This window comes from Rossellomorea sp. DA94, from assembly GCF_029834455.1.
GTDB classification, from domain to species: domain Bacteria; phylum Bacillota; class Bacilli; order Bacillales; family Bacillaceae_B; genus Rossellomorea; species Rossellomorea vietnamensis.
The window spans coordinates 3,659,074-3,684,989 of record NZ_CP122397.1 but is presented as its reverse complement, the minus strand read 5'-3'; the positions used below and the strand labels follow the sequence as shown (position 1 = coordinate 3,684,989).

Here is a 25,916-nt window from a genome sequence, read left to right as displayed (position 1 = left end):
GCGCTTTAGACAACCCCTTTTCTACAAATAGAGTTTACTCACAAGATGTCAGACAATTACATTGTACTCCTAATCCGACAAAATTTCTAGAATATTGTCCAAATTTACAAACAATTTACCTAGTAACTTGTTGGGTGTATTCCTAGAATATGAAGAAAATGCTAAAAATATGTATTAATATCTATAAAGCTCTTCTTGCGTAGTGTATTGTGCCCCACAGATGATAGGAAGTAGTTGAATTGCGCTTGAGGACGTGTGTAGGAATAAAACGTAGACCGTTCCTTTCCGCTGCAGGCACAAGACTCGCGCGGGGAGGAAGTTGAGCCTCCTCGGGCTTTGCCCTGTGGGGTCTCAACCTTTCCTCTATTTCCCGCAGGAGTCAAGTGCCTTCCGCTACAATCCACTCTGTGCTTCTATATTCTGACTGCCTAATGACGGATACACAAAAAATTTAAAGATATGTTAATGGTTTATTTCAACAACAAATTACTTATATATCACCGATTAACCTTATTATGATAGCTTAATAATCATTACCACTGAGGATTTGGTTTAAAAGTATGTAAGGCTCTTTTCTTAGATTTTGATTTGCAAATGCCATTTCATTCAAAATCTGCAGGAGGGAAAGCATAAATGGTTCATCCGAATAAAGGAAAAGATTATTAGTATCATTAGCTATTCTGGTCAATGAAGTAGAAAAAGTTTTAGTTGAAAGCAATGGTGAGATTAAATCTATAAGGGGAAACACTTACACTTGGAAAGTTGATTGGAGCGGAAGGTGCTCGACTCCTGCGGGAATTGCGGGAAAGTTGAGACCCCGCAAGGCAAAGCCTGAGGAGGCTCAACTCACGCCCCGCGGAAAGCGAGCAACTGGAGCGGAAATCAACCAACCTCTCGCTACATCAAAAGCAACAATGGTTACGAAAATAGCTTTATTTAAAGATAAACCATTTTAATCTTAGAAAAGTTTTCATAAGTAAGGATTTTTCTTCATTCGCCCCGTTTGGATTTCCCCGTCAAACAGTATAAAATGGGAGGGGAAGACAATACATATAAAGCAGGTGGTAGGGTTGAGTATCAATTGGACGAATGAAGTGGAGAAACGGAAAGATGATTTGCTTAAGGACTTGCAGAAATTTCTTCAGATCAAAAGTGTGCTGGATGAAGAGGATGCAACAGAAGAAGCTCCTCTTGGAAAAGGTGTGAAGGAAGCTCTGTCTTACCTGTTGACGCTGGGTGAAAAAGACGGTTTCACTCCTAAAAACGTTGATCACCTTGCCGGGCATTTGGAATTCGGTGAAGGGAAGGATCTTCTCGGCATTCTTTGTCACGTGGATGTGGTTCCTGAAGGGGACGGATGGAGTGTCGATCCTTATGGCGGTGAAATCAAGGACGGGAAGATTTTTGCCCGTGGAGCGATTGATGATAAGGGACCGACCATGGCTGCTTATTATGCCATGAAAATCGTCAAGGATCTGGACCCAACCTTCAATAAGAGGATCCGCATGATCATCGGTACGGATGAAGAGAGCGATTGGAGATGCGTAGATCATTATTTCAAAAACGAGGAAATGCCTACAATGGGGTTTGCTCCAGATGCAGATTTTCCGATCATCCATGCTGAAAAAGGGATCGCGGATTATGATCTGGTCCAGGTGAAGGCAGAGCAGGTGGCTGATTCAGGGATCAAAGTCCTTTCCTTTGAATCCGGACGCCGGTACAATATGGTACCTGATTATGCAAAGGCCATCCTGGTTGTTGATGAGGATCATACGAAATGGGTACAGAACTTTGAAATCTTCACAAAGGATGAAGGGGTCAAAGGAAGCTATTATATCGAAAATGGAGAACTCGTGTTTCAGGTGGAAGGTGTATCTTCACACGGTATGGAGCCGGACAATGGGAAAAATGCAGGGCTTTATTTAGCCGCGTTCTTATCAAAACTGCCACTTTCTTCGCAGGGAAAACAGTTCTTTGAATTCACGACGAAGCATTTCTTCAAGGATTCAAGGGGGATCCAGCTTGGTGTCAGCTACACGGACGACATTACGGGGGATCTGACCATCAACGTCGGGAAGCTCCGTTATTCGGAAGCTGAAGGCGGTCGATTAGGGTTGAACATGCGGTATCCGGTGACCTTTGATATGGATAAAGGGAAGGGCATCATCGAGAACATCGAGGGGTATTCCATCGAGAATTTCACTGATAGCAAGCCTCATCATGTTTCCAAGGATGATGAACTCGTCCAGACCCTGAAAAAAGTATATGAAGATCAAACGGGTGAAAGAGGAGAGTTGCTGAGTATCGGTGGAGGGACATATGCGAGAAGTCTCGAAGCCGGCGTAGCCTTTGGAGCATTATTCCCGGGACGTGAAGATATTGCCCATCAGAAGGATGAGTATATGTATATCGAGGATCTCCTTAAAGCTACGGCCATTTACGCCCAGGCGATTTATGAATTAGCGTGTGAATCATAAGAGAGAAAAGGGGGAGAGGATAGGATGAACACTGTATTTGTAAACGGGGAACTGATCGACCGTGACAAGGCGAAGGTCGATATCGAGGACCGTGGTTATCAATTCGGGGACGGCATTTATGAAGTGATCCGGGTGTACGACGGAATCACATTCACCATGAAGGAGCATATGGAAAGACTGTATCAAAGCGCTGAAAAAATGAAGCTTTCCATTCCGTATGAAGAAGAGGATTTCACATCTAAGCTCCTTCATTTGATTGACGTCAATGGCGTCAAGGACGGAATCGTCTATTTGCAGGTGACACGCGGTGTATCGGCACGTCAGCATCATTTTCCTTCAGAAGATGTAGTGGGAAGTGTCGTCGCGTATACGAAGGACTTCCCTGTTCCGGCTCACCAGATGCAACAAGGGGTAACAGCCAAGCTCGTGGAAGATATCAGATGGTTGCGCTGTGACATAAAGAGCCTTAATCTCCTTGGAAACCTTCTGGCAAAGCAGGAGGCGGCGTCAGAGGGGCACTTCGAAGCGATTCTGCATCGCGGCGACACGGTAACCGAAGGCTCGTCTTCCAATGCGTTTATGGTGAAAGATGGGGTCATTTATACGCATCCCGTAACAAACCTGATCCTGAATGGAATCACAAGAAGAGTCATTGAAGATCTATGCAGAAAAAATGGGATCTCTTTTCAAGAAGAAACGTTTTCCGTTTCTGAATTGATGGCAGCAGATGAAGTATTCATTGCCAGCACCACTTCAGAAGTGATGCCTGTGGTCAAGATCGATGGACAGGATATCGGAGAAGGAACACCAGGTGCTGTCACGAAAAGGCTTCAGTCGTTGTTCAATGAAAGAAAAGGGATGGAAGCCCGTTAAACCAGTTTTGGAGGCAATACATGTTGATTTGTTCACAACCATTTATGAAGACCGAACGAAGAATAGAAGACAACCAGCAATTCACCGTAGAGACGGAGGAGCATCTTTATTTGTACAGTGACCGGATCGTCACGCCTACCAAAAGCTTCACCATCAGTGATGTGATGGATGTGACAAGTAAGCCCCTGTCCGCTTACTATACGTTCCTGTACCTTCATACGATTGAAGGGGTCTGGACGTTCGTCGTCAAATCTTCTCCAGAACAATTCATCTCCCATTATCATAGCGTTAAATGAACATACGAAAGAGGCTGCCCCATAAACGGGCAGCCTCTTGTCATTTTATTAAAATCTGAATAAATCACTTGATAGATAACGTTCTCCCGTATCGCAGGCGATGCATACGACGACATCTTCAGGCGATAATTTCTTCGCGACTTCGATCGCAGCGTAACAGGCGGCTCCTGATGATGGTCCGACTAAGATTCCTTCTTCCCTTGCCATTCGGCGGGCGATGTCATAGGCCTGTTCGTCTTCGATTTTATGAATTTCATCATACACATCCGTATTCAGGATGTCAGGAACGAAGCCTGGACTTGTACCGACCAATTTATGCCTGCCTGGTTTTCCGCCGGATAGGACCGGTGATCCCGCCGGTTCCACTACATGGACAGCAAGCTCGGGATAATGCTCCTTGAGCACCTCACCTGTTCCGGTAATCGTTCCTCCTGTACCCGCCGTAGCGACGAATGCCGATAGGGGCTTGCCGATTTCCTTCATGGCTTCGACGATTTCAAGGGCCGTTGTTTTCCGGTGGGCCTCGGGATTTGCATCGTTTTCAAACTGCATGGGCATGAAGCTGTTAGGGATCTGCTCTGTCAGTTCTTTGGCTTTTTCGATGGCACCGGGCATTTTGTCATCCCCTGGTGTCAATACCACTTCAGCTCCATAGGCCTTCAAGAGGTTGATCCGTTCTTGAGTCATCGTATCGGGCATGACAAGGATCGCACGGTACCCTCGTGCTGCTGCATTCATGGCGAGGCCGATCCCCGTGTTTCCACTCGTAGGCTCGATGATGGTCGCACCTTCTTTCAACAAGCCTTCCTTTTCCGCTTCCACGATCATTTGATAGGCGGCTCTGTCCTTGACGCTTTTACTCGGATTGTAGAATTCCAATTTCACATATACATCCGCACCGTCAGCAGGGTTTAACCGATTTAATTTTACAAGGGGGGTGTCCCCGATCAAATCTGCGATATTTTGTACAACTTTCATGTTCATCTTCCTTTCAGAAAACTTTCTTCTTCTATCGTACTAATTCAGATAAATCTTATCAAATAAATGAGCTTTGTATTTCATTTTTGTTGCATTTCCTTCTAGTCATTCTCTCTCATGACACATTTTGCTAAAATGAAAGTAATAATAGAGAGCTGATTTTTGATTTTGTCTTTTTGGAGCGTGTGGTGGTTGATTTCCACTCCAGGTGCTCGCTTTTCGCGGGGCGTGAGTTGAGCCTCCTCGGGCTATGCCCTGCGGGGTCTCAACTTTCCCGCAATTCCCGCAGGAGTCGAGCACCTTCCGCTCCAATCAACTTACTGAACATAATTTTATTACTTACTTCAGCCAAATCGTACGTTATGAATGTTAACAGAAAGGACGAAAGATATGTTGAACCCCCACTATTTCTTTGCACTTTCCCTGCCTGAGGAAACGAAGCGGTATTTGAATGATAGCATGGAGCCGATGAGGCTTGAGGGCTCGTTTAAGAAATGGGTCCACCCGGAGGATTTTCACCTGACTCTGGCCTTTTTGGGGAGCGCAGATGAACTCGTGCCGGTCATGGACAAAGTGGGGCGGTTGACGCATCCTTCTTTTCCGTTGACCTTGAGCGGATTTGGTACGTTTGGGAAGAGTGATTCCCCGAGGATCCTGTGGATGGGGGTCGAGCCTTCCGACATGCTTCACCGTCTCAGGGGCCTTGTGTTTGGTGCATGTGAAGAAGCGGGCTTTCAATTGGATCAGAGACCCTTTTCACCGCATATCACAGTGGGGCGGAAATGGAATGGGGAAACCCAATTTACCCAACAGTGGCTGAATGGATGCAAGCCTCCTGAACGTCATACGTTTACAGCAACAGAAGTGGTATTATATCAAACCCACCCGAACCGGCTGCCTAAGTATGAAGCCATCCATACCATACCTTTACAGGCAAATTGACCGACACGAAAGGACCGATTCCTATGGCACAGCTGATTAAACTTCAAGACTACGTTTCACGTTACGAAACGGATTTATATAGATATCCTTCCCAATTTGTCCGATTAAAAAAGCAGCAATGGGAAAAAATGAAACAACATTGGGAGAATGGAGATTTGCCAGAGCCATCACCACCCGTACAGGAATTGGCTGACGAGGAGAAGAACTCCATGAAAGACAAGCTCTTTTCCCTATTTAAGAAAAAAGAGGATGAAAATGAAGAAGAAACGATTCCCCAGCCGAGTGATGAAGACCTTCATTTGGACATGGATGCAGGTCAGGATATCCATTCGGAAGAGGAATTGAAGGCTTCCTTCTTGAACCTTGTATTTGATTTTCAGCTGAGGTGGGCGAGTTCCACCATCACGGAGAAATCCTATGTGGATAACAGCTACCATTATGACGAACGATTACGGTATCTCCTTCAGCGTTTCCCGGATAATATTTTTGTCATGTACAACCCCGTCCTGAAAATTAAAAATGCACCCGTCGAACTGGAAACGGTCTTGATCACGCCTACAGGCATATGGTGTTTGACCTTTCTCGAGTTTGAAGAGGGAACAGCCTATATCGGTTCAGGAGAGCGGTTCTGGGTGAAAAAATGGGGGGATAGGGAAGAAAAGGTGTTAAATCCCCTAATCGGGTTGAAAAGGATGGAGAGAATCGTCCATCAGATCATCCGTTATGCCGGGGTAGAACTGCCCATTTACCAAGCTGTCATAAGCAGGAATGGTTACATAGATTATCCTCTATCCCCAGTCGGGATTCAGTTTTTGGATAAACGGATCCACCAAGAATGGTTCCAGCAGCAGCGTTCAAGCTCTTCACCGATCAAGAGTGTCCAGCTGAAAGCGGCTCAGGCCATTATGGAGTATTGTCAAACAACATCCTTCAAGAGGCTGCAGTGGGAAGAAGCGGCGTCAGATGAGTAGCCGTCGGTTTTGCGAAGACGGGTATAGGGTATATTCTTTTAAATAGCGCTTGTTTGACTACTTCATAAAAAGCAGGCATATACCTTAATAGAGAGTCAAGATAGAGATGGGATATGAAACCGTGAACAGCGGAGCAAATAGGAATGCAGTGAATACTATAAGGTAGCGGTCATTTTAACGAATACAGTTCAAAAGATGGCAGAGAGTCGGAAAATGTTAAACAAAAGTGGGTGGCAGAAGTGTTAGTCATTAGCAGGCAGTATGACGCGTTTTTAGATACATTCAATGTAATTACCATGATCCTTCCATACGATTATCATGAAGGGAATTCCAATCACTTCACCCTGATCAAGGATGATGAAAAGATCGCTCTTCATATCGAAGAGAAGATCCCCCTTAATGATGTTATGAAATATGTGACGACCATTCAGAGTGAAAAGATCATCTTAGGCGACACGTATGAAATCGTCGACGAGCATGGTACAAAGACGGACCTTCAGATCGGTGCGGTCATACGGACCGAAGAATTTGATCAAAGGTACTATTATGATGAAAATGACCTCGGTGTTACGTATCAGGATGGATGCACCGTATTCAAGGTATGGGCCCCTACAGCGACAGAGGTTCGGTTGAAGCTCAAATCCCCGGATGATGAAGAAATCCAATACCCGTATTCCAGAATGGAAAACGGTGTATGGGAATGCCGGGTCGATCACGATATAGAAGGCTATTTTTATTCGATCCTTCCGTGCATCAATCTTGTTTGGGATGAGCTGCTCGACCCTTATGCGAAAGCAGTCTCATTGAATAGCGAGTGGGGCTGCGTCATCAATCCCGGGGAAAAGGTTGCTCCCCTCGCTCCATTAGCCTCTCCGACGGATAGCGTGATTTACGAATTGAATATCAGGGATTTTTCTGCCCAGAAAGAGAGCGGGATGAAATTTCGGGGGAAGTACAGCGCCTTCACGGAAAAAGATACGAAGACACCGAAAGGATTCTCAAGTGGGATCCAGTACTTAAAGGAACTCGGTGTCACACATGTGGAGCTGCTTCCCGTTAACGACTTCGACGGTGTGACGGATAATCCTTCGAACACCACCTATAATTGGGGATACAATCCTTTATTTTTCAATGCACCTGAAGGGAGCTACAGCTTAAAGCCTGAAGATCCATATGAGCGGATAAAGGAATTAAAAGCTGTGATCCAAAGCCTTCACGATGAGAATATCAGGGTCATTCAGGACGTGGTCTACAACCACGTGTTCATCCGTGAAAATTCACCTTTTGAAAAACTTGTGCCCGGTTATTTTTTCCGACATGATGAAAACGGCTTACCGTCAAACGGGACGGGGGTTGGGAATGACTTTGCCTCAGAACGTCTCATGGCAAGAAAGTTCATTGTCGATTCGATTCTTTATTGGATGAAAGAATACGGTGTCGACGGTTTCCGTTTTGATCTGATGGGGATCCTGGACGTCAAGACGATGACCGTGATCCGTGAAGAAGTGGATAAAGTGTTGCCGGGGGCGATTTTAATAGGAGAAGGATGGGATCTGAATACGCCACTCCCTCCGCACCAAAAAGCCAATCTCCGGAATGCCCATCATCTTCATGGAATCGGGCAATTCAATGATTGGTTCAGGGACACCATTAAAGGAAGTACATTCAATCTGTATGATAAAGGCTTTGCCCTCGGTCACGGACACCTCGAACAGAAGGTGGAGCTGGTCCTCACCGGCAGCATCGGAATGAAGAGCGGTGAACGGGGCCTCTTTAAAGAACCCTCTCAATCCGTCAACTATGTAGAGTCCCATGATAATCATACTCTTTGGGATAAAATGAAGGCGTGCATGAATGAAGATGAAGAAACCCTTAAGGCAAGGCACAGATTAGCGACCACGATGGTGCTCCTGTCTCAAGGGATTCCGTTTCTCCATGCAGGGCAGGAATTCTTCAGAACAAAAAAGGGAATCGAAAACAGCTATAACTCACCCGTTGAAATCAATCAGCTGGACTGGGTCAGAAGAGAAGAGTACGACGAAGTGGTCCGATATGTGAAGGCCCTGATTCAGATACGGAAAAGTCACGGGGCCTTCCGTTTTCAACAAAGTGATTTGATCCGGGAGCATGTAAAAGTATCACACAGCAAGGCGAATCTCGTGGATGTCACCTATCAGAATGTCCATCCGTATGGTCCTTGGGATGAGATCCTCATGGTCTTTCACTCGGATACAAAATCCTGTGAGTACTCCTTCGCTGAAGGAAAACAATGGATCTGTTTATCCGATGGCAATCAGGCAAGCGTAAGCGGCCTGTATGATGTGAAGGAGACTTCCTTCACCCTCCGGCCGGTGTCTTCCTATGTATTTGTAAGGTGACCATTCATTCCAGTGCTTGACGAAAACGCAAGATGACGATAAAATCGTAAACAGATGGCTATTGATTTGTATTGCCCAATAGCTGTCTTTTTTATTTTATTAGACCTTTTTAATAAGGCACCAACATGATAAAAAAGACCCTATAAACGTAAACATATAAACATGACAAAGGACCAATAGAAGGTGAATATATTGGAACACTTATTTGACCAAGATTGGGAAATAGTCCCCGCAGGCGGTGCGACGGGAGAAGCGTTCTTTGCTCAGTATCAGGAGCAGAGGTTATTTTTGAAGCGTAATTCTTCCCCTTTTGTGGCTGTTTTATCAGCAGAAGGAATCGTGCCCAAGCTTGTTTGGACGAAACGAATGGAAAACGGGGACGTCATCACGGCACAACACTGGTTAAATGGGAGAGAGTTAAAGCCTGAAGAGATGAAGGATGAACGGGTGGCGAGGCTGTTGAACAAGATTCACTCCTCAAAGCCTCTTTCAACCATGCTTGAGCGGCTTGGGAAAGAACCGTTTCAACCGGAGCATATGCTGACGGAAGTGGAGACGGGTCTCGAGTTCGATCTTCTTTCATTGCCTGTCATCAGAGAGGCGCTTTCCTTTCTTCAAAAGGAGCTTATGGAAGTACAGCAGGATGAATATGTGGTCTGTCACGGAGACGTCAACCATAACAACTGGCTGCTGTCTGATTACAACCAGTTGTATTTAATCGACTGGGACGGAGCGATGATCGCCGATCCGGCCTTTGATGTAGGCTTACTGTTATACTGGTATATCCCTGAGGATCAGTGGGAAAGCTGGCTGACCCAGTATGGTGCCGAGCTGACCGATAACTTGAAGCTGCGCATGAAATGGTATGTGGTGGCTCAGACGATCCTATCCATCCAGTGGCATAAAGGGAAAGCTCGTTTCCACGAAATGAATCATTGGATTCAATATTTACACAAGGTGATATGAATCAGGAGTAGCTGTTCATATCCGTGACCCATTGGGACAGGTTTTGTTTATTCGTCGTAATATGGTTCGTTAAGTCAGATGATGAAATCCCGCTTTGACTGTACTGGTAAATTTCCTGCAGAACGGGTTTGACGTTTTCATGAATATCGGCATTGACCATCAATGACTTGACCAGCCGTTCAACCTGCTCACATTCCGAAACCGAACCGCAGCAATCCGTCGAATGATTGCTTAATATATCTGATAACAACTGCATTTGATTCTGTGAATTTAAAGGCATCGGGTACACCCTTTCATTTTTCGTATGGTTGAATGAAACACGTACATCCCAAGGTCCCTTCAAATGACCAGACCCAAAAAGGAATTCACTACTAGTGTGTGAATTCCTTTTTCATTTATGCGCCCTTTTTTGAGGGACGGACCTCTACTTAGGCGCTCCATTCCATTTTTGGCTCTTGCATAGGACAGGGAGTCATGGTATGGTTTTTTCGATAATAAAAAATGAGGTGTCTACATGCGTTTACGTCATAAACCATGGGCTTCTGAGAAAATCAGTGATCATCCACAGTATGTTGTGGCAGAACCCCAGGAGAAAAAAGGTCATTGGAACAAAGAGTTTGGTAATGATAACCCGATCCATATCGAGGTAGGGACAGGAAAAGGTCAATTCGTCACGGAAATGGCAAGGGCCAATCCGGACGTTAATTATATTGGAATCGAGTTATATGAGAGTGTCATCGTGACAGCTCTTGATCGCCTGATCAAAGCGGAACTTCCGAACGTCAAGTTGTTGAATGTCGATGCAAGGAATCTAACGGAATACTTCGAAGCAGGGGAAGTGGACAGGGTCTATCTGAACTTCTCTGATCCATGGCCGAAAAACCGCCATGAAAAACGCCGCCTGACATATAAGGATTTCTTGTCCATGTATGAACAGATCCTGGTCAAAGGTGGGGAAATTCACTTCAAGACAGATAATCAAGGATTATTCGAGTACTCTTTAAAGAGTTTCTCATGGTACGGACTTCATCTGAATTTCTTAAGCCTCGACCTTCATAACAGTGAATTCGAAGGCAATATCATGACAGAGTATGAAGAAAAATTCTCCGCCAAAGGGCAAAGAATCTACCGTGTCGAAGCCCAGTTTCAAAATTGATCATAAGAGGAAGACAGCCCAGTGAATATGCAGGGCTGTTTTTTGTATGCCGAGGCATCCGCCTACAAGTTGTCCGTGTATTCTGATAAAATGAAGGGGTATGAACAAAGGAGGAATCAGGATGGAAACGTTGAAGGTTGGAGATCTTACGATACACTGGTTGAACGGCGGCGTGACTCACATGGATGGGGGAGCCATGTTTGGAGTGGTTCCAAAGCCCCTGTGGTCCAAGAAGTATGAGGTTAATGAATACAACCAGATCGAATTGCGAACCGACCCACTTTTCTTTCAGTGGGAAGGGAAAAATGTCTTGATCGAATCGGGTATCGGCAAAGGGAAGCTGAATGAAAAACAAAAGCGCAATTACGGTGTGCATGAAGAATCGGATATTGAAGCCTCCCTTGCGTCCCTTGGCCTTACGCCAAACGATATTGATGTGGTCTTGATGACACACATGCACTTTGACCATGCATGCGGATTGACGAAGGTTGAGGGAGAGGAACTGGTTCCTGCCTTCCCGAATGCCGTCATCTACACCTCTCAGGTGGAATGGGATGAAATGAGGAATCCTAATGTGCGCTCCCGCAATACATATTGGAAAGAAAATTGGGAAAGCATTCAATCGCAAGTGGAAACGTTCAATGGAGAGATGGAGGTCCTTCCGGGAATCAAGATGGTCCACACCGGCGGTCACAGTGACGGCCACTCGATCATCCTTTTGGAGCATGGCGGAGAGACATTCATTCATATGGCAGATATCATGCCGACTCACGCACACAAAAATCCATTATGGGTACTCGCGTATGATGACTATCCGATGACGTCCATCGGGGCCAAAGAAAAATGGATAGGGAAAGCGTTGGAAGAAGAGTACTGGTTCCTTTTCTATCATGATGCGGTATACAGAGGCATCAAGTGGAATAGGGACGGGGAAATCATTGATAAAGTTTTAAGGGAAAAATAAGAAAAGGATGATCCCGGAATCAACCGGGGTCATCCCATTTTTTTACGTTAAAGGATATACATCCACCACTGTACCGGTATAAGCGTCGGCTACGAACTCATACTGCTCGAGTTCGCCGTCTTTTCGTCTTGATATACCGCCTTTATACACCTTGGTGCTGACGTGGTGCTTCTGATAGTCTTCAGGCTTCATTCCAATCCATGAACCATCGATGCTGCCCTCTTTTTTGAAAGAAAGTTTGACGTCTTTTAATACTTTTTCAGCAGAAATAAGGCGGGAATCATCAAGCTTTTCTTTAAGCAGATATCCGCCCGCTGCTCCGATTCCCAGTCCAAATACGAAAGATTTCCAGTTCATCCTTTATTCCCTCCACAGGCTAATTTCACGTGCCGGAAGCTTCGGACCGAAAACCTTTAGTCCCTGCAAGCCTTGCCCGGCAATGATCGATAATTTGTCATCCTTAGGTACATTCTATCAAAGAAAACAGAAAAAAGAGAACTGCTTTTGTTCTCAATAGGTGGTAAGAGGTGCGAAAGTTCTGTAAAATAAGATTATACATACTGCAGATTTTATATAAAAGGGGCATAAGACATGAAACAAGATACGTTAGAGTTATTTAAGACATTGACTGAATTACAGGGAGCTCCCGGTAATGAGCATGCGGTCCGGGCATTTATGAAAGAACATCTCTCCAGATACTCTGATGAAATCGTACAAGATCGATTAGGCGGAGTATTCGGTGTAAGAAAAGGCAGCGATCAGGATCCCGTCGTCATGGTTGCCGGGCACATGGATGAAGTGGGCTTCATGGTTACATCGATCACAGACAATGGAATGATCCGTTTTCAAACCCTCGGTGGCTGGTGGAGCCAGGTGCTGCTTGCTCAGCGGGTCCAGATCATGACGGATAACGGGCCGGTGACAGGTGTGATCGGAAGCATACCGCCTCACCTGTTAGGGGAAGAACAGCGCCGCAAGCCGATGGACATCAAGAATATGCTCATCGATATCGGTGCGGATGATCGGGAAAATGCCCGTGAAATCGGAATCAAACCAGGTCAGCAGATTGTACCGATCTGTCCGTTCACCCCGATGGCAAATGAGAAGAAGATCCTTGCCAAAGCCTGGGATAACCGTTATGGATGCGGATTATCCATTGAATTATTAACAGAGCTTCAGGGCGTGAACCTGCCCAACACCCTTTACTCCGGTGCGACGGTCCAGGAGGAAGTTGGACTGCGCGGCGCCCAGACGGCAGCCAATATGATCAATCCGGATATTTTCTTTGCTCTCGATGCGAGTCCGGCAAATGATATGTCAGGGGATAAGAATGAATTTGGTCAACTTGGAAAAGGGGCCCTTCTCCGCATCCTCGACCGATCCATGGTGACGCACAGGGGAATCAGGGAATTTGTTTTGGATACAGCAGAGTCCAACGACATTCCGTATCAGTACTTTGTCTCACAAGGCGGGACAGACGCCGGAAGAGTACACATGTCAAATGAAGGCGTACCGAGTGCGGTAGTGGGCATCTGTTCAAGATATATTCACACTCATGCGTCCATGATCCATGTAGATGATTATGCGGCAGCCAAAGAGCTGATCGTCAAGTTAGTAAAAGAGTGCGACCGCTCGACCATCGAAACCATTAAATCCAATGGTTGATCACGACTAGAAAAATAGCAAAGGGCTGTCTCATTCATATACGAGTTGGGACAGCTTTTTTATAGAGAGAAAAAAGGCGTTTATCAGACCTTTTAGAAATGAGGGTTGAATTTGTTAAAGATAGCAATCGGAACAACGAATCCAGCGAAGGTGCAAGCCATACAGAAAGCGTTCGAAGAGCAATACAAGGAGGTTCAGTTCCAGTGCCTGAAAACCGAGTCCCAAGTAAGTGAGCAGCCCATGACCGATCAGGAGACGATCGAAGGGGCATTGAACCGCGCAAAAAATGTTCTCCAGGCAACAGATAGTGACGTAGGGATCGGCCTTGAAGGGGGAGTATCAGAATCCCTCTACGGAATGTTTGTCTGTAACTGGGGGGCGCTTGTCGACCGGCAGGGGAACGAAATCATCGGCGGCGGGGCCAGGATTTCCCTGCCAAACGAGATCAGCCGGGAGTTAAAAGCAGGGAATGAGCTCGGGCCCTTGATGGACGAGTATACCCAACGTACGGGAATCAGGAAGAAAGAAGGGGCCGTGGGGGTATTCACCAATGGACTCATTACAAGGGAAACGATGTTCCTGCACGTCGTTCAGCTCCTGCTTGGGCAGTGGCAATATAAAACAAACGTCCAAAACAAGTAAATCCCGGTACATTTAGGGGTTACTTGGCCCATACCAAATCATCCAGTCCTTCATAGGATGGAGTATATCAGACTTTATTTTATCTGATAAATTCTTTCTAAGGAGGTTAGAATTTATGGGATGCAATTATTGTAACGACCGTGTCGGCGGACGCCGGGATGATGATCGTCGTGATGATCGCTGTGACGACCGTTTCTGTTGCGACTGGGATAAATTCCTGTTTGGGGACAGAAGAAGATGCAACTTGTTTGGGGCGAATGATGATCGTAGAAAATGCGGATGCGATAGAGACAACGTAAGAGGAGCAGAAGACCGTAACAGAGGATGCAGAGGCAGAAGAGGCGATGATGACAATCGTGGAAGATGCGGATGCAAGAGACGCAAGCGCTGTGGTTGTGGCTGCGGACTTTTCTGGTAAGAACAGTGGAACCCCATGGTGAATGGGGTTCTCTTTTTTTTATGCAAAAAAATCCCCCTGAAACAAGTCCAGGGGGATTAAAATGATTATTTTACACCTTTCATCGCTCGTTGGATCATAGGTGAAATCAGGAATAAAATGACACCTAACGCGATGGCCATACCACCGATAGAACCAAAATAAATGGTTTCATTTTCAGGTGAATAGAAGCGGACAAGCTGTGCATTCAGAGCCTGTGCACCGGCAGAAGCCAGGAACCAAAGACTCATCGTTTGAGCAGAGAACGCCTCAGGAGCAAGCTTTGTTGTAGCTGACAGACCGACTGGTGATAAGCATAATTCACCAAGAACAACGATGAAGTAACTTAGCACAAGCCATAATGGATTAACAAGTGAACCTTCTCCACCCATTTGTGCAGGTAACAGGATCACTAAGAAAGATAAACCGGCAAACAATAGACCGAATGAGAATTTCTTCGGGATGGATGGCTGACGGTCACCCAATTTTACCCACATCCATGCAAATACTGGAGCCAGCAGGATAATAAATAATGGATTCAATGACTGGAACCATGCAGGAGAGATCGAAATCCCCATGAAATCAAGCTGTGTACGCTTGTCTGCATAGGCAGCAAGGATAGTGGATCCTTGTTCCTGGATCGACCAGAACATCACGGCTGAAATAAATAATGGAATATATGCTAGTACCCTTGAACGCTCCGTTGCCGTTGTTTTCGGACTATAGTACATCACAATAAAGTAGATGGTTGGAACGACGATACCAAAGATTCCGACAATATTGATGAATACGTCCAGTGTAAATAAACCTGCTGGAATTGTAGTACCTAAGATGATCGCCAAAGCAACGACGACTGCACCTACGATTAATCCGTATTTCTTCTTTTCACGCGCATTAAGCGGATTTGGTACATACGTACCTGCAAGACCAAGATTCTTTTTCTTCGTTAACATAAATACAACAAGACCTAAGAACATACCGATTGCGGCTGCCGCGAATCCCCAGTGGAAACCTTTCGATTCCATCAGGCTACCTACGATCAGTGGAGCGATGAATGCACCTAAGTTGATCCCCATGTAGAAAATACTGAATGCCGCATCACGGCGGGTATCATTTTCACTGTACATTTCACCTACAACTGTAGAAACATTCGGTTTTAATAAACCTGTTCCGACAACAATCAATACCATTGAAACAAAGAACAGAGATAAGCTCCCTGGAAATGATAAAGCGATGTGACCAAACATGATGAATATTCCACCGTAGAAGACGGCTTTCGAAGTTCCGAATATCCTATCAGCCAACCAGCCTCCGATGACCCCGGACATATACACGAGTGAACCGTATATGGACATGATGGCTAAGGCTGTGCCTTCCTCTAGACCCAGTCCACCTTTTGATACCTCATAGTACATGTAGAATACGAGGATGGCACGCATTCCATAATAGGAAAAGCGCTCCCAAAATTCCGTGAAGAATAAAGTGAATAATCCCTTCGGATGTCCAAAGAAACCTTTTTGAGGGACACTATCCACAATTTTCTGTTTATTCATTGATGACATGTTACTACCTCCCTTATTCTTTTACTATAATATTTTAATATTTTCTTAAAGTCAAAAAAAGTTTGCAAATGGTTAATTATAACATAAAATTTCTATAGATTGCTAATATTTAATTATTTTTAAATAGTAAAAATAATTAGGTCTTTAGGTTGTCTTGGGATTGCGCAGAAAAAAGCCTGCAGGATTAATCCTGCAGGCTTTTTGACATATTTGGGTCATTCGGATTCAAATATGTAAGAAAGGGTCTTTAGTGCTTGTTCAATGGACGTTACTGTGACATTCGCCTTATTTGTAAGCTCTTTCAATGGATGGTGAAGTTTTTCCGGGCGAATGAGGATCAGGGGCTTTTGTAGGGTAATGGCTGTGCTCGCGTCCATCGCCGTGTTCCATTGCTTATATTCTTCACCGAATAAAGCAATCACCACATCGGATTTCTTCATAAGCAGTTCGGTCCGGAAATTATTGATGGCAGAAGCAGCTTCATCCCGGAATATCTTGTTCGGCTGCTCACCGAGGATTTCTTCCCCGATCGAATCGGAACGGTCGTGATTTTCCATGGGACCGACGAACTGAAGGGGGAGTCTGAGCGCTTTCGCTTTCTCTTTTAATTCGTCTCTCCAGGAGCTATGTATCTCTCCGGCTAAATATACGGTTAATTCCATATTGATCACCTTCCTGTTTTTAGTCATATTATCATAAATACCCTTTCGAAGGTATTTCAACCACTTTTCCCATGAAAAAGGCAGAATTTCTTTTTGGAAGGGTTGTCAGCTGGGACTTTATGAGGGTATCATAAGCGTAGGTCCTAGGTATGAAAGGGAGGGAAATCGAGGATGAAAACCACAGCATCGATCATTTTCTTTATACTATTGCTTATTTTAGCAGGATGCAATACATCGATCGACCAGGAAAAAGAGGAGACGGCAAGCGTGGTGGAGGGAGCTTTGGACTCCAATGAGAAAGCCGGTGAAGACGCTGGGAACATCAGCTTTTATCTCCCGTTTGGTGCCAAGATAGAAAAAGAATCTCCTTATAATATCATTATTTCAAAAGATTCTGATACGTTTATACTTTTCACGAACCCTCAAGAAGATAAGGATAGTGAACTTCTATATAAAATGGCCATTAATGACAAAGAGAGCCTCGTGAAGCATGGGACTTTTAAAGAAGACAACCGCTTAGGATATTATGTCATTAAGGAATTGCCGGATACTGAAGAATACGAACTTACTGTAGGAGTGGGCGGAACGAAAGTGACAACTCAGTCAGAAATGAAAGACTTGGCGGATAACGCTGAAATGATGATGAAAATCGCAGCATCAGTCAAACACAACTAGATAGATACAGACCGGTTTTTTTCTGCGGATGCAGGACGGGGCCGGTCTTTTTTTATGGAATTAGAATAGATAAGCAATGGGAAAAGGAAAATAAAAGAAATCCGACCATACTGAAGAATGAAAAATTATAGACAAATTAAACATGTGTCTTTACACTAGTAAAGGAAATGATATACAGAGGAGTGAGGGGCATGAGAGGTTATTTAGAGAAAAAAGGTGTTACGTTTTCGGCGAAGACGTATTTTATAGATGCTTTAAGTTATATGGCACTGGGGTTGTTCAGTTCGTTGATCATTGGATTGATCATTAAGACGATCGGGGAGCAGCTTCCCCTTCCGGCAGGGTTGAGTGAATTCTTCATCGAGATGGGGACACTTGCCATCAGCTTGATGGGGCCGGCGATCGGTGTGGCGATTGCCTTTGGACTTGGGGCGCCGCCGTTGGTCATATTCGCTGCCGTGGTGACAGGGGCTGCCGGAGCGACTCTTGGAGGACCGGCAGGAGCGTATGTAGCGGCTGTCCTGTCTACGGAAATTGGAAAGCTCGTCAGTAAGACAACGAAAATAGATATTATTGTGACGCCATTTGTCACGATTTTTGCAGGATTCACGGTCGCTTACTTCATCGGGCCGGGAATCGCCGACTTTATGAGTATGTTTGGAAGCTGGATCAGCTGGGCGACGGAACAGAGACCGATCATCATGGGGATCCTCGTTGCGGCCCTTATGGGTCTTGCCCTGACTGCTCCGATTTCAAGTGCGGCCATTGCATTGATGCTTGATTTGAATGGGGTCGCTGCCGGTGCCGCCACGATTGGCTGTGCCGCTCAAATGGTTGGATTTGCCGTCATTAGTTATCGGGAGAACCGGGTGGGCGGATTATTCGCCCAGGGAATCGGGACTTCCATGTTACAGGTCCCGAATATCGTTCGAAATCCTCTTATCCTCATTCCTCCGACTCTGGCTGGTATGATTCTCGCTCCCATAGGTACGACCGTTTGGCTGATGGAAAACAATGCAGCCGGTGCCGGGATGGGAACGAGCGGATTTGTCGGACAGATCATGACGTTCAAAACGATGGGATTCAGCTGGGATGTCACAATGAAAATCCTGCTGTTGCATTTTGTTGGACCTGCATTCATAAGCCTGTTAATATCTGAATATATGCGTAAACTAGGTTGGATCAAACCAAACCAAATGACGATTGAAACAGGGGGCAAATAAAATGCGTAAACTTGAATCAGTGGAAGAATTCCACCAATTGAAAGAAAGCGGGAAGCATGTATTCATGTTCTCAGCTGACTGGTGTCCGGATTGCCGAATCATCGAACCGATCCTTCCGGAAATCGAAAGTGAGTACAGTGACTATACATTCTTATATGTAGACAGAGATCAATTCATCGACCTCTGCATCGAGCTTGATATCTTCGGAATCCCGAGCTTCCTCGCATACGGAAACGGTCGTGAACTTGGACGCTTCGTAAGCAAAGACCGGAAATCAAAAGAACAAATCGAGGACTTCATGAACTCGTTAGCTTCATAAATGAAGGCAAAGGGGATCTCCTAAAAAACGGGATCCCTTTTCTTTTTCCCTAAATCAAAAGGTTCCTTTTGTAATCTCGCCATTTTCATGTAAAATGTTATAAGTGAGAATGAAAAACGAAGGTTTAGGATCAGTACTTTCTATATAAATGTATCACCAAAGGAGGATCAGATTTGGACATAAAAAAGCTAAAAAGCATACTCCAGGAACGATTAGAGAAACCAAATCGTACGTTTACATATGATCGGGATAAAGATTCACTGAGAATCGAGAACACCACTACGAAAAAAGGGATCACCGTCGCCCTGCCGCCGATCGTATCGAAATGGAAGGAAAACAATAAATCCATCATCGATGAAGTCGTCTATTACGTAGAAGAAGCCTTAAATGTGATGGGAACAGAAGCGGATCTTGCCAGTAAACAGAAGAAGGTCTTTCCTGTCATCCGTTCCACCTCTTTTGCAACTGAATCCAATGAAGGTGTGGCACTCGTGACCGACGAGCATACAGCTGAAACGCGTATCTACTATGCCGTTGATTTAGGGAAAACCTACCGTCTGCTGGATGAAAACATGCTGAAGGCTGAAGGCTGGACCCATGAGCAAATGAAGGAGACTGCCCTTTTCAACGTCAGAAGCCTGCCAACAGACATGAAAAAGGATGAAGTAGCAGGAAACCTATTCTATTTTCTCAATAACAATGACGGATACGATGCCAGCCGTATTTTGAATGATAGTTTCTTAAAACAGGTTAGCAAGGATATTCAAGGTGAGATGACGGTATCGGTCCCCCATCAGGATGTATTGGTCATCGGGGATATCCGTAATGAAACGGGCTATGACGTCCTTGCGCAGATGACGATGAGTTTCTTTACGACAGGAAATGTTCCGATTACAGCATTATCATTTGTATATGAAGAAGGGGAATTGGAACCGATCTTCATTTTGGCAAAAAATCGCAAAAAGGAAAGGGAGAAAAAATGATGAATGTATTTTATAACTTGGAAGGCATTGGTGATACCCTGATCGTTACACTGGATCCGGGCTTTGAAGGAGACGTACAACACGAAAGAAAAGAAGACGCAGCACGTTTATTCGATGAGAAAACAGGGAAAACACTCGGCTATAACCTATTCCATGCATCCAAGTATATAAGTGTAAGTGAAGTGGGACCTGTCGAAATGAATGACGAGAAGCTCCAATTGATCAACCAAGCCATCAAGAAGAACGGCTTTGATGAGGTATTGGAAGCAGACTTTTCACCGAAATTTGTTGTCGGCTATGTATCTGAAAAAGAAAAGCATCCAAATGCAGACAAACTGAACATCTGTACCGTCGATGTTGGAGATGAAACCCTGCAAATCGTGTGCGGTGCACCTAACGTAGACAAAGGCCAAAAAGTCGTTGTCGCAAAAGTTGGCGCCGTCATGCCGAGCGGAATGGTCATCAAAGATGCTGAACTCCGCGGAGTCGCATCATCAGGCATGATCTGCTCTGCCAAAGAACTTGCCCTTCCCGATGCACCCCAAGAAAAAGGCATCCTTGTTCTTGAAGACACATACCAAATAGGTCAACCATTCACAGCATAAAAACAAATACCTGGGTCCTGAGTGTGGGCTCAGGTATTTTTTGTTTCATTTTTATTTTTTTTATAAAAAACAAAAATGAAAATTTTCGGGTGAGTTACGATCGGTTATTTTACAGATTTCTAAAGTTTTAACCGATCATTCATAAGTTGATTGAAGCGGAAGGTGCTCGACTCCTGCGGGAAAAGCGGGAAAGTTGAGACCCCGCAGTGCGAAGCACGAGGAGGCTCAACTCACGCCCCGCGGAAAGCGAGCACCTGCAGCGGAAATCAACCAGCACTCACTCATATGACGAATCTACGTATTACATTCTCTTTACACCTATGTTTATTTCGACACAATCCTTTAACAATTCTCTTATTCTATCGAAATGACTCGAATTTTTCTCTTTACCTGATAAAATAAATAGTAAGTATGAAAGAAAGAGTGATGTTTGTGAGCTGGATAAAAAAAATATTTGGTAAATTATCAGATAACGATGAACAATTTGAAGAGTACCATGATGAAAACCACGACGATGTTCAGCAGCTCGAACCGACAAAGGCTGAACGTAAACATATAGCAGGGCCGAATCATTCACGTGATGTAGAAGCAAGGATGACCTATCAATATCCAAAAGGGAATTTCCGATTTCCCCTGATATCAGACGGTGAAAACAGAGAGCGTCCACGGAGAACACAAAGGAATCAAGAAAGAGATAGAGAAAGGGAAAAACCTAAAGAGCAGGAGCATAGGCAGACGAAAAGCCGAAACCAATCTTCGGGCAACCGGAAATGGAAAGAAGAGAACCAGTCCACTCCCATCAAGACAAAGAAAGCGACAAAGGTGGAAAAAGGAAACAGCCGGCCGTTTACGCCAACCGAGATTCCGTCACCCATCTATGGTTTTAGAGGGAGACCGGTTAAGAAAGAAGAAAGTGTCGAATATGAGCTGAATAAGTTTTTACATAATGAAGAAGAGAGAAAAGAAGCAGTCATCAATCCAAAAGCTCTATCGATCGTAGAGGAATCCCTTCCTTCCGGAGAAAAAGAATCTGCCATTGCCAAGGAGCCAGAGGCTGAAGCCCGTGTTCAGTCACATACGGAAGAAATAAAAGAAACCTTCCAACCTGTAGAACATCCTGCTCACGCTGAGAAGATAAAGTCAGAAGAGAAACAACCGGATCGAATAATTGAAACTGAACAAGAAGACGACGGAGTAACAGTCATTCCCACGTCATCACATGAGCGTATTTCACTAATAAATGAACCTGAGCCGGTTAAAGAAGAAACCGATATGGCAGGACAACGTGATACGGTTCAAGAGTCAGGTCCGTCCCTCCGATTCGAAGCAGCGGAAACAGTCGAACCTGTACAGGAAGCTGCCGGCGAGACACCTCAATTGCACCAAGAAACAGCAGTCGTTGAAACGGCAGAAGAAGAAGGACCGGCTATTGATGAAAAGCCTGTCATGGAAGAAGAGTCTCTTGTTGAAGAAAGTCCCGTCGACGAAGAACCAGAAGCGGCCGTATCTTCAGAACCGATCAAGAAGGAACCGGAAAGGCGGAAGAGATCGCATCTTCCTTTTAACGTGCTGATGCTTAAACAAGATAAGCGCCAGATGGATACTCGCAGATCGTCCGCACGTACGGAAGGTTCCCCTTCCGTGGACAGACAGAGGATCACTGAACAAACGGCACCTCCCGTTCAAGAGGCTCGTGTTGAAGAATCCGCTGAAGACGTGCGACGTGAAGAAAAGCCGCCTCATCAGGAAAAAGCGCCTCAACAGACTCAGGTCCAAGGAGAAGAAGCGGTAAAGAGCTACAGTGAATTGAGCTCTTCATCGAAACGGACAAGAGACTACGTCTTCCCGAAAGTGGATTATTTGACGCCGCCCGTATCAAAGGAAATGAGCGAAGAGTGGCTGGATTCTCAAAGACTTTTACTTGATGAGACCCTGCATAATTTCAACGTCAGGGCAAAAGTGGTGAATGTCACCCAGGGGCCGTCGGTCACACGTTTTGAAGTGCAGCCTGAACCAGGGGTGAAGGTCAATAAGATTACGAATCTGACAGACGACATAAAGCTGAGCCTGGCAGCTAAGGATATCCGGATGGAAGCGCCGATTCCGGGTAAACACACCATCGGGATCGAGGTGCCGAACAGGGAGAGCCGCCCGGTATGCATCAGTGAAGTCATTGCGAGTCCTGCCTTCCAGGAGCCGTCTTCACCATTGACCGCGGCCCTCGGACTGGATATTTCCGGTCAGCCCATCGTGACGGATCTGAGCAAGATGCCCCATGGTCTCATCGCCGGTGCGACCGGTTCGGGAAAAAGTGTATGTATCAATTCGATTCTCGTCAGTCTTTTGTATAAGTCATCTCCGGATGAATTGAAGATGCTTCTCATTGACCCTAAGATGGTCGAGCTTGCACCGTATAACCGGATCCCTCACTTGGTGAGCCCGGTGATCACGGATGTGAAAGCAGCGACCGCCGCCCTTAAATGGGCCGTGGAGGAGATGGAAAGACGATACGAATTATTTGCCCACACAGGGGTAAGGGATATCAAGCGTTTCAACGAACTCGCCAAGCGGAATAAACAATACAGCGATATGCTTCCTTACCTCGTCATTGTCATCGATGAGCTCGCGGATTTGATGATGATGTCGCCGGCAGATGTGGAAGAAGCCATTTGCCGTATCGCCCAAAAGGCACGTGCCTGCGGAATTCACTTGATCATTGCCACTCAGCGTCCTTCAGTTGACGTCATCACAGGCTTGATAAAGGCGAATGTACCGACAAGGGTCGCATTTTCCGTTTCTTCAAGCGTCGACTCAAGGACGATCATCGATGGGAGCGGGGCAGAGCGCCTGCTCGGTAAAGGGGATATGCTGTTTCTTGAGAATGGCTCATCCAAACCGGTGCGTTTGCAGGGTACGTTCGTATCCGATGACGAAATCGATGACATCATCCGCCATGTCAGGGAACAACGGGAACCGGATTATCTCTTCCAGCAGGATGAATTGATTAAGAAAGCGCAGGTCACCGAGGAAGAGGACGACTTGTTTTTAGAGGCATGTGAGTTTGTCGTCGATCAGGGCGGAGCATCGGCCTCAAGTCTGCAGCGCCGATTCAGAATCGGTTATAACCGTGCCGCAAGATTGATGGAAATGATGGAGAGTAATGGAATCATTTCCGAGTCCAGAGGCAGTAAACCAAGGGATGTCCTCATTTCCGAAAGTGAATTGGAGACACTCGCATAGACTAGTACAAATATTTAATACATGGTATTCTGTTTATATCTGTCCAACAAGGACGAATGTAAACAGAATACCTATTCTTTTTGTGTAGGAAGAGCCATAAGGAGCACTAGTGATGAAAGAAATAGAATTGAAACTTCAAGGAAAACTCAACAGGTTGACCAATCATACATTCAAGTTTGATGAAAGAATCAAGGATGGCTGGTTTTCAGCTGTGTATTTTTTAAAGACGAAGGAAATTGCGAAGAAACATAAACCGGATGCAGTCATCACCATGCAATTCTTTCAAAAGACACATGCCGTGATTTGCGGAACGGACGAAGTCATCGCCCTTCTCCATACATTCGCTGATAACCCGCAGAATCTTGAGATCCACTCCTTAAAGGATGGAGACCAGATCTCTCCGTTTGAAACCGTACTGACCATCAAGGGCCGCTATCAGGACTTTGGATATTTAGAAGGCATCATCGACGGCATTCTTGCGAGAAGGACGTCCGTTGCGACGAGCGTTTACAATGTGATGAAAGCTGCTTCCTTATCGGGGAAACAGAAGCCCGTGATCTTTATGGGAGACCGTGACGATCATTTTACCCAACAGGCGGGAGACGGTTATGCAGCCTTCATAGGAGGGTCTACCGCCCAGGCGACCCACGCCATGAATGAATGGTGGGGAAAAAAAGGGATGGGAACCATGCCTCATGCCCTCATTCAATTATTCAATGGGGATATCGTAGAGGCAACGAAAGCGTACAAGGAAACATTCCCCGAAGATGAGCTCATCACCCTGGTCGATTACAATAATGATGTCATTACGGACTCATTGAAGGTCGCGAGAGAGTTTGGCCAGGAATTAAAAGGGGTAAGGGTAGATACATCAAGAATGATGATCGATAAATACTTTCTTCGTAATCAGCATGTGCTTGGAACCTTTGATCCCCGCGGGGTCAATATGCAGCTCATCAATGCATTGAGAGATGCTTTGGACGAAGAAGGGTACCACCATGTCAAGATTGTTGTGTCGGGCGGTTTTAACGAAGACCGCATACGCCAGTTTGAGGAAAATCAAGTTCCAGTCGATATGTACGGAGTCGGAAGCAGTCTTCTGAAGATCCATGTAGGATTCACTGGGGACAACGTCGTCATCGACGGTTCCCCGGAAGCGAAGGCAGGAAGGAAGCTTCGCCCGAACCCCCGTCTGGAAAAAGTAGAATTCGAATAGGTGAGAACATGCAAGAGCAGGAAAGCACGCTAGATCTTGAGCGGTTCAGGCAGAAAAAACAGCAAATCGCCGAGGATCATATTGAGGACCTCTACCGGAGAGCGTATGAGTACGCTTTGAAGGAAACGAATATAAGGGAAAAAGTACGGGCTAAAATGATTTTCTCTAAACGGTTCCTTCAACACGATGAGGCCCGGATAGAGGCTCGAGCCGAGAAATTGTTTCAAGAATGGTTTCTATTTGATTATAAAACGATCAAGGGGCAAACCTTATTCTTTCAGTTTCTGCAGTCACATCCCCTTCAGGAATCAACCAAACTCCTTGGAGCCGTTGTATTGACGGCTGCCTGGGAACCCGTCATAGTCAAAGGGACAGAAGGACGGACCGTACGCTGCCAAACGATCATTCAGGGAGAAGAAGTGATTGTTAAAATGAACCCTGATTGGATAGAAAAGGAAATATCTGAAGGACAGGTCTATTTCGTGAGGAAAGTCCCGCTGGTCGTTCATCAGTGGATCTTAGGTCCTGTTTTTCCCGTGAAATCAATGGACGTAATAGCAAATCTGCAAACACACTATAGTCAAATGAATCAAAAAACTGGGGTATTATGGAGGACGTTCTTAAAGGAAGAAGCGCCAAATTTCATTCTGCCCAGTCTTTCGTAGCTTCTGCATGGTCAGGGATTTC

General features: G+C 45.4%; 25 protein-coding genes. 20 read left to right on the top strand and 5 right to left on the bottom strand.

All coding sequences use genetic code 11. The features are described 5' to 3' along the window. Positions 1–1,070 precede the first annotated feature (1,070 nt). From pepV to P8596_RS19165, 3 genes are read left to right on the top strand one after another with little or no spacing between them, the layout of a single operon-like run. Positions 1,071–2,477, top strand: a complete 1,407-nt coding sequence (gene pepV / locus P8596_RS19175; protein ID WP_279724742.1) for a dipeptidase PepV — start codon at positions 1,071–1,073, stop codon at positions 2,475–2,477. 24 nt (positions 2,478–2,501) lie between these two features. After that, a complete protein-coding gene (dat, locus tag P8596_RS19170) occupies positions 2,502–3,350 on the top strand; it encodes a D-amino-acid transaminase (RefSeq protein ID WP_279724740.1) in 849 nt (282 codons plus the stop codon). Positions 3,351–3,370: 20 nt separating this feature from the next. Further along, the gene (locus P8596_RS19165) at positions 3,371–3,646 is read left to right on the top strand and encodes a hypothetical protein (protein WP_034765612.1); all 276 of its coding nucleotides are present in this window, start codon (positions 3,371–3,373) and stop codon (positions 3,644–3,646) included. 48 nt (positions 3,647–3,694) lie between these two features. Here the strand turns inward: P8596_RS19165 and cysK are convergent, their stop codons facing one another. Continuing rightward, on the bottom strand, positions 3,695–4,624 hold the full coding sequence (cysK, locus tag P8596_RS19160; RefSeq protein ID WP_279724739.1) for a cysteine synthase A: 930 nt from the start codon (positions 4,622–4,624) through the stop codon (positions 3,695–3,697). A 390-nt stretch (positions 4,625–5,014) separates the two neighbouring features. Here cysK and thpR point away from each other — a divergent pair, with 390 nt between their 5' ends. From thpR to P8596_RS19140, 4 genes are all read left to right on the top strand, one after another. Next, the gene (thpR, locus tag P8596_RS19155; protein WP_279724737.1) at positions 5,015–5,566 is read left to right on the top strand and encodes an RNA 2',3'-cyclic phosphodiesterase; all 552 of its coding nucleotides are present in this window, start codon (positions 5,015–5,017) and stop codon (positions 5,564–5,566) included. Between the two features lie 23 nt (positions 5,567–5,589). Continuing rightward, positions 5,590–6,537: a nuclease-related domain-containing protein gene (locus P8596_RS19150; protein WP_224522138.1), complete on the top strand. Its 948-nt coding sequence runs from the start codon at positions 5,590–5,592 to the stop codon at positions 6,535–6,537. A 239-nt stretch (positions 6,538–6,776) separates the two neighbouring features. Further along, positions 6,777–8,915, top strand: a complete 2,139-nt coding sequence (pulA, locus tag P8596_RS19145; RefSeq protein WP_279724736.1) for a type I pullulanase — start codon at positions 6,777–6,779, stop codon at positions 8,913–8,915. Between the two features lie 192 nt (positions 8,916–9,107). Then, on the top strand, positions 9,108–9,881 hold the full coding sequence (locus tag P8596_RS19140; RefSeq protein WP_034765627.1) for a phosphotransferase family protein: 774 nt from the start codon (positions 9,108–9,110) through the stop codon (positions 9,879–9,881). A gap of 1 nt (position 9,882) precedes the next feature. Here the strand turns inward: P8596_RS19140 and P8596_RS19135 are convergent, their stop codons facing one another. After that, positions 9,883–10,161, bottom strand: coding sequence for a YtzH-like family protein (locus P8596_RS19135; protein WP_034765629.1), 279 nt, complete (start codon positions 10,159–10,161; stop codon positions 9,883–9,885). Positions 10,162–10,395: 234 nt separating this feature from the next. Between P8596_RS19135 and trmB the strand changes: the two genes are divergently transcribed. Next, a complete protein-coding gene (gene trmB / locus P8596_RS19130) occupies positions 10,396–11,037 on the top strand; it encodes a tRNA (guanosine(46)-N7)-methyltransferase TrmB (protein ID WP_279724735.1) in 642 nt (213 codons plus the stop codon). A gap of 121 nt (positions 11,038–11,158) precedes the next feature. After that, positions 11,159–12,001: a YtnP family quorum-quenching lactonase gene (locus P8596_RS19125; protein WP_279724733.1), complete on the top strand. Its 843-nt coding sequence runs from the start codon at positions 11,159–11,161 to the stop codon at positions 11,999–12,001. 42 nt (positions 12,002–12,043) lie between these two features. Here P8596_RS19125 and P8596_RS19120 read toward each other — a convergent pair whose 3' ends face one another. Beyond that, positions 12,044–12,358, bottom strand: coding sequence for a PepSY domain-containing protein (locus P8596_RS19120; RefSeq protein ID WP_061811407.1), 315 nt, complete (start codon positions 12,356–12,358; stop codon positions 12,044–12,046). A gap of 234 nt (positions 12,359–12,592) precedes the next feature. On the opposite strand from P8596_RS19120, the gene P8596_RS19115 reads away from it, so the two are divergent. The 3 genes from P8596_RS19115 to P8596_RS19105 all read left to right on the top strand — a co-directional run bounded on the left by P8596_RS19115 (position 12,593) and on the right by P8596_RS19105 (position 14,726). After that, on the top strand, positions 12,593–13,666 hold the full coding sequence (locus P8596_RS19115) for a M42 family metallopeptidase (protein WP_279724731.1): 1,074 nt from the start codon (positions 12,593–12,595) through the stop codon (positions 13,664–13,666). A 111-nt stretch (positions 13,667–13,777) separates the two neighbouring features. Then, positions 13,778–14,308, top strand: a complete 531-nt coding sequence (locus P8596_RS19110; RefSeq protein WP_224522143.1) for a DUF84 family protein — start codon at positions 13,778–13,780, stop codon at positions 14,306–14,308. Between the two features lie 115 nt (positions 14,309–14,423). After that, the gene (locus P8596_RS19105; RefSeq protein ID WP_279724729.1) at positions 14,424–14,726 is read left to right on the top strand and encodes a hypothetical protein; all 303 of its coding nucleotides are present in this window, start codon (positions 14,424–14,426) and stop codon (positions 14,724–14,726) included. A gap of 86 nt (positions 14,727–14,812) precedes the next feature. Here P8596_RS19105 and P8596_RS19100 read toward each other — a convergent pair whose 3' ends face one another. Next, positions 14,813–16,306, bottom strand: coding sequence for a peptide MFS transporter (locus P8596_RS19100; RefSeq protein WP_159362620.1), 1,494 nt, complete (start codon positions 16,304–16,306; stop codon positions 14,813–14,815). A gap of 215 nt (positions 16,307–16,521) precedes the next feature. Beyond that, positions 16,522–16,968: a YtoQ family protein gene (locus P8596_RS19095; protein WP_224522145.1), complete on the bottom strand. Its 447-nt coding sequence runs from the start codon at positions 16,966–16,968 to the stop codon at positions 16,522–16,524. Between the two features lie 171 nt (positions 16,969–17,139). On the opposite strand from P8596_RS19095, the gene P8596_RS19090 reads away from it, so the two are divergent. The 8 genes from P8596_RS19090 to P8596_RS19055 all read left to right on the top strand — a co-directional run bounded on the left by P8596_RS19090 (position 17,140) and on the right by P8596_RS19055 (position 25,894). After that, on the top strand, positions 17,140–17,643 hold the full coding sequence (locus P8596_RS19090; protein ID WP_224522146.1) for a hypothetical protein: 504 nt from the start codon (positions 17,140–17,142) through the stop codon (positions 17,641–17,643). Positions 17,644–17,834: 191 nt separating this feature from the next. Further along, positions 17,835–18,866, top strand: a complete 1,032-nt coding sequence (locus tag P8596_RS19085) for a PTS sugar transporter subunit IIC (protein WP_224522147.1) — start codon at positions 17,835–17,837, stop codon at positions 18,864–18,866. Position 18,867: 1 nt separating this feature from the next. Beyond that, positions 18,868–19,185: a thioredoxin family protein gene (locus P8596_RS19080; protein ID WP_034765661.1), complete on the top strand. Its 318-nt coding sequence runs from the start codon at positions 18,868–18,870 to the stop codon at positions 19,183–19,185. Positions 19,186–19,358: 173 nt separating this feature from the next. Further along, complete coding sequence (locus tag P8596_RS19075; protein ID WP_034765664.1) at positions 19,359–20,168, top strand: DUF1444 domain-containing protein; 810 nt, start codon at positions 19,359–19,361, stop codon at positions 20,166–20,168. Further along, positions 20,168–20,773, top strand: a complete 606-nt coding sequence (ytpR, locus tag P8596_RS19070; protein ID WP_224522328.1) for a YtpR family tRNA-binding protein — start codon at positions 20,168–20,170, stop codon at positions 20,771–20,773. Before P8596_RS19075 ends, ytpR begins: the two co-directional genes overlap by 1 nt. A gap of 432 nt (positions 20,774–21,205) precedes the next feature. Continuing rightward, on the top strand, positions 21,206–24,013 hold the full coding sequence (locus tag P8596_RS19065) for a DNA translocase FtsK (protein WP_481900303.1): 2,808 nt from the start codon (positions 21,206–21,208) through the stop codon (positions 24,011–24,013). Positions 24,014–24,125: 112 nt separating this feature from the next. Beyond that, entirely contained in the window at positions 24,126–25,229 is a 1,104-nt protein-coding gene (locus P8596_RS19060) for a nicotinate phosphoribosyltransferase (protein ID WP_079532871.1), read from the top strand. Positions 25,230–25,237: 8 nt separating this feature from the next. Beyond that, on the top strand, positions 25,238–25,894 hold the full coding sequence (locus P8596_RS19055) for a hypothetical protein (protein WP_224522149.1): 657 nt from the start codon (positions 25,238–25,240) through the stop codon (positions 25,892–25,894). Positions 25,895–25,916 lie beyond the last annotated feature (22 nt).

Bases quoted from the DNA above. Each gene is read 5' to 3' on its own strand.
- P8596_RS19150 (WP_224522138.1), top strand. From the start codon at position 5,590: ATGGCACAGCTGATTAAACTTCAAGACTACGTTTCACGTTACGAAACG.
- P8596_RS19095 (WP_224522145.1), bottom strand. From the start codon at position 16,968: ATGGAATTAACCGTATATTTAGCCGGAGAGATACATAGCTCCTGGAGA.
- trmB (WP_279724735.1), top strand. From the start codon at position 10,396: ATGCGTTTACGTCATAAACCATGGGCTTCTGAGAAAATCAGTGATCAT.
- P8596_RS19100 (WP_159362620.1), bottom strand. From the start codon at position 16,306: ATGTCATCAATGAATAAACAGAAAATTGTGGATAGTGTCCCTCAAAAA.
- P8596_RS19080 (WP_034765661.1), top strand. From the start codon at position 18,868: ATGCGTAAACTTGAATCAGTGGAAGAATTCCACCAATTGAAAGAAAGC.
- P8596_RS19085 (WP_224522147.1), top strand. From the start codon at position 17,835: ATGAGAGGTTATTTAGAGAAAAAAGGTGTTACGTTTTCGGCGAAGACG.
- P8596_RS19125 (WP_279724733.1), top strand. From the start codon at position 11,159: ATGGAAACGTTGAAGGTTGGAGATCTTACGATACACTGGTTGAACGGC.
- ytpR (WP_224522328.1), top strand. From the start codon at position 20,168: ATGAATGTATTTTATAACTTGGAAGGCATTGGTGATACCCTGATCGTT.
- P8596_RS19105 (WP_279724729.1), top strand. From the start codon at position 14,424: ATGGGATGCAATTATTGTAACGACCGTGTCGGCGGACGCCGGGATGAT.
- P8596_RS19165 (WP_034765612.1), top strand. From the start codon at position 3,371: ATGTTGATTTGTTCACAACCATTTATGAAGACCGAACGAAGAATAGAA.
- P8596_RS19060 (WP_079532871.1), top strand. From the start codon at position 24,126: ATGAAAGAAATAGAATTGAAACTTCAAGGAAAACTCAACAGGTTGACC.
- thpR (WP_279724737.1), top strand. From the start codon at position 5,015: ATGTTGAACCCCCACTATTTCTTTGCACTTTCCCTGCCTGAGGAAACG.
- cysK (WP_279724739.1), bottom strand. From the start codon at position 4,624: ATGAAAGTTGTACAAAATATCGCAGATTTGATCGGGGACACCCCCCTT.
- P8596_RS19135 (WP_034765629.1), bottom strand. From the start codon at position 10,161: ATGCCTTTAAATTCACAGAATCAAATGCAGTTGTTATCAGATATATTA.
- P8596_RS19115 (WP_279724731.1), top strand. From the start codon at position 12,593: ATGAAACAAGATACGTTAGAGTTATTTAAGACATTGACTGAATTACAG.
- dat (WP_279724740.1), top strand. From the start codon at position 2,502: ATGAACACTGTATTTGTAAACGGGGAACTGATCGACCGTGACAAGGCG.
- P8596_RS19055 (WP_224522149.1), top strand. From the start codon at position 25,238: ATGCAAGAGCAGGAAAGCACGCTAGATCTTGAGCGGTTCAGGCAGAAA.
- P8596_RS19090 (WP_224522146.1), top strand. From the start codon at position 17,140: ATGAAAACCACAGCATCGATCATTTTCTTTATACTATTGCTTATTTTA.
- P8596_RS19120 (WP_061811407.1), bottom strand. From the start codon at position 12,358: ATGAACTGGAAATCTTTCGTATTTGGACTGGGAATCGGAGCAGCGGGC.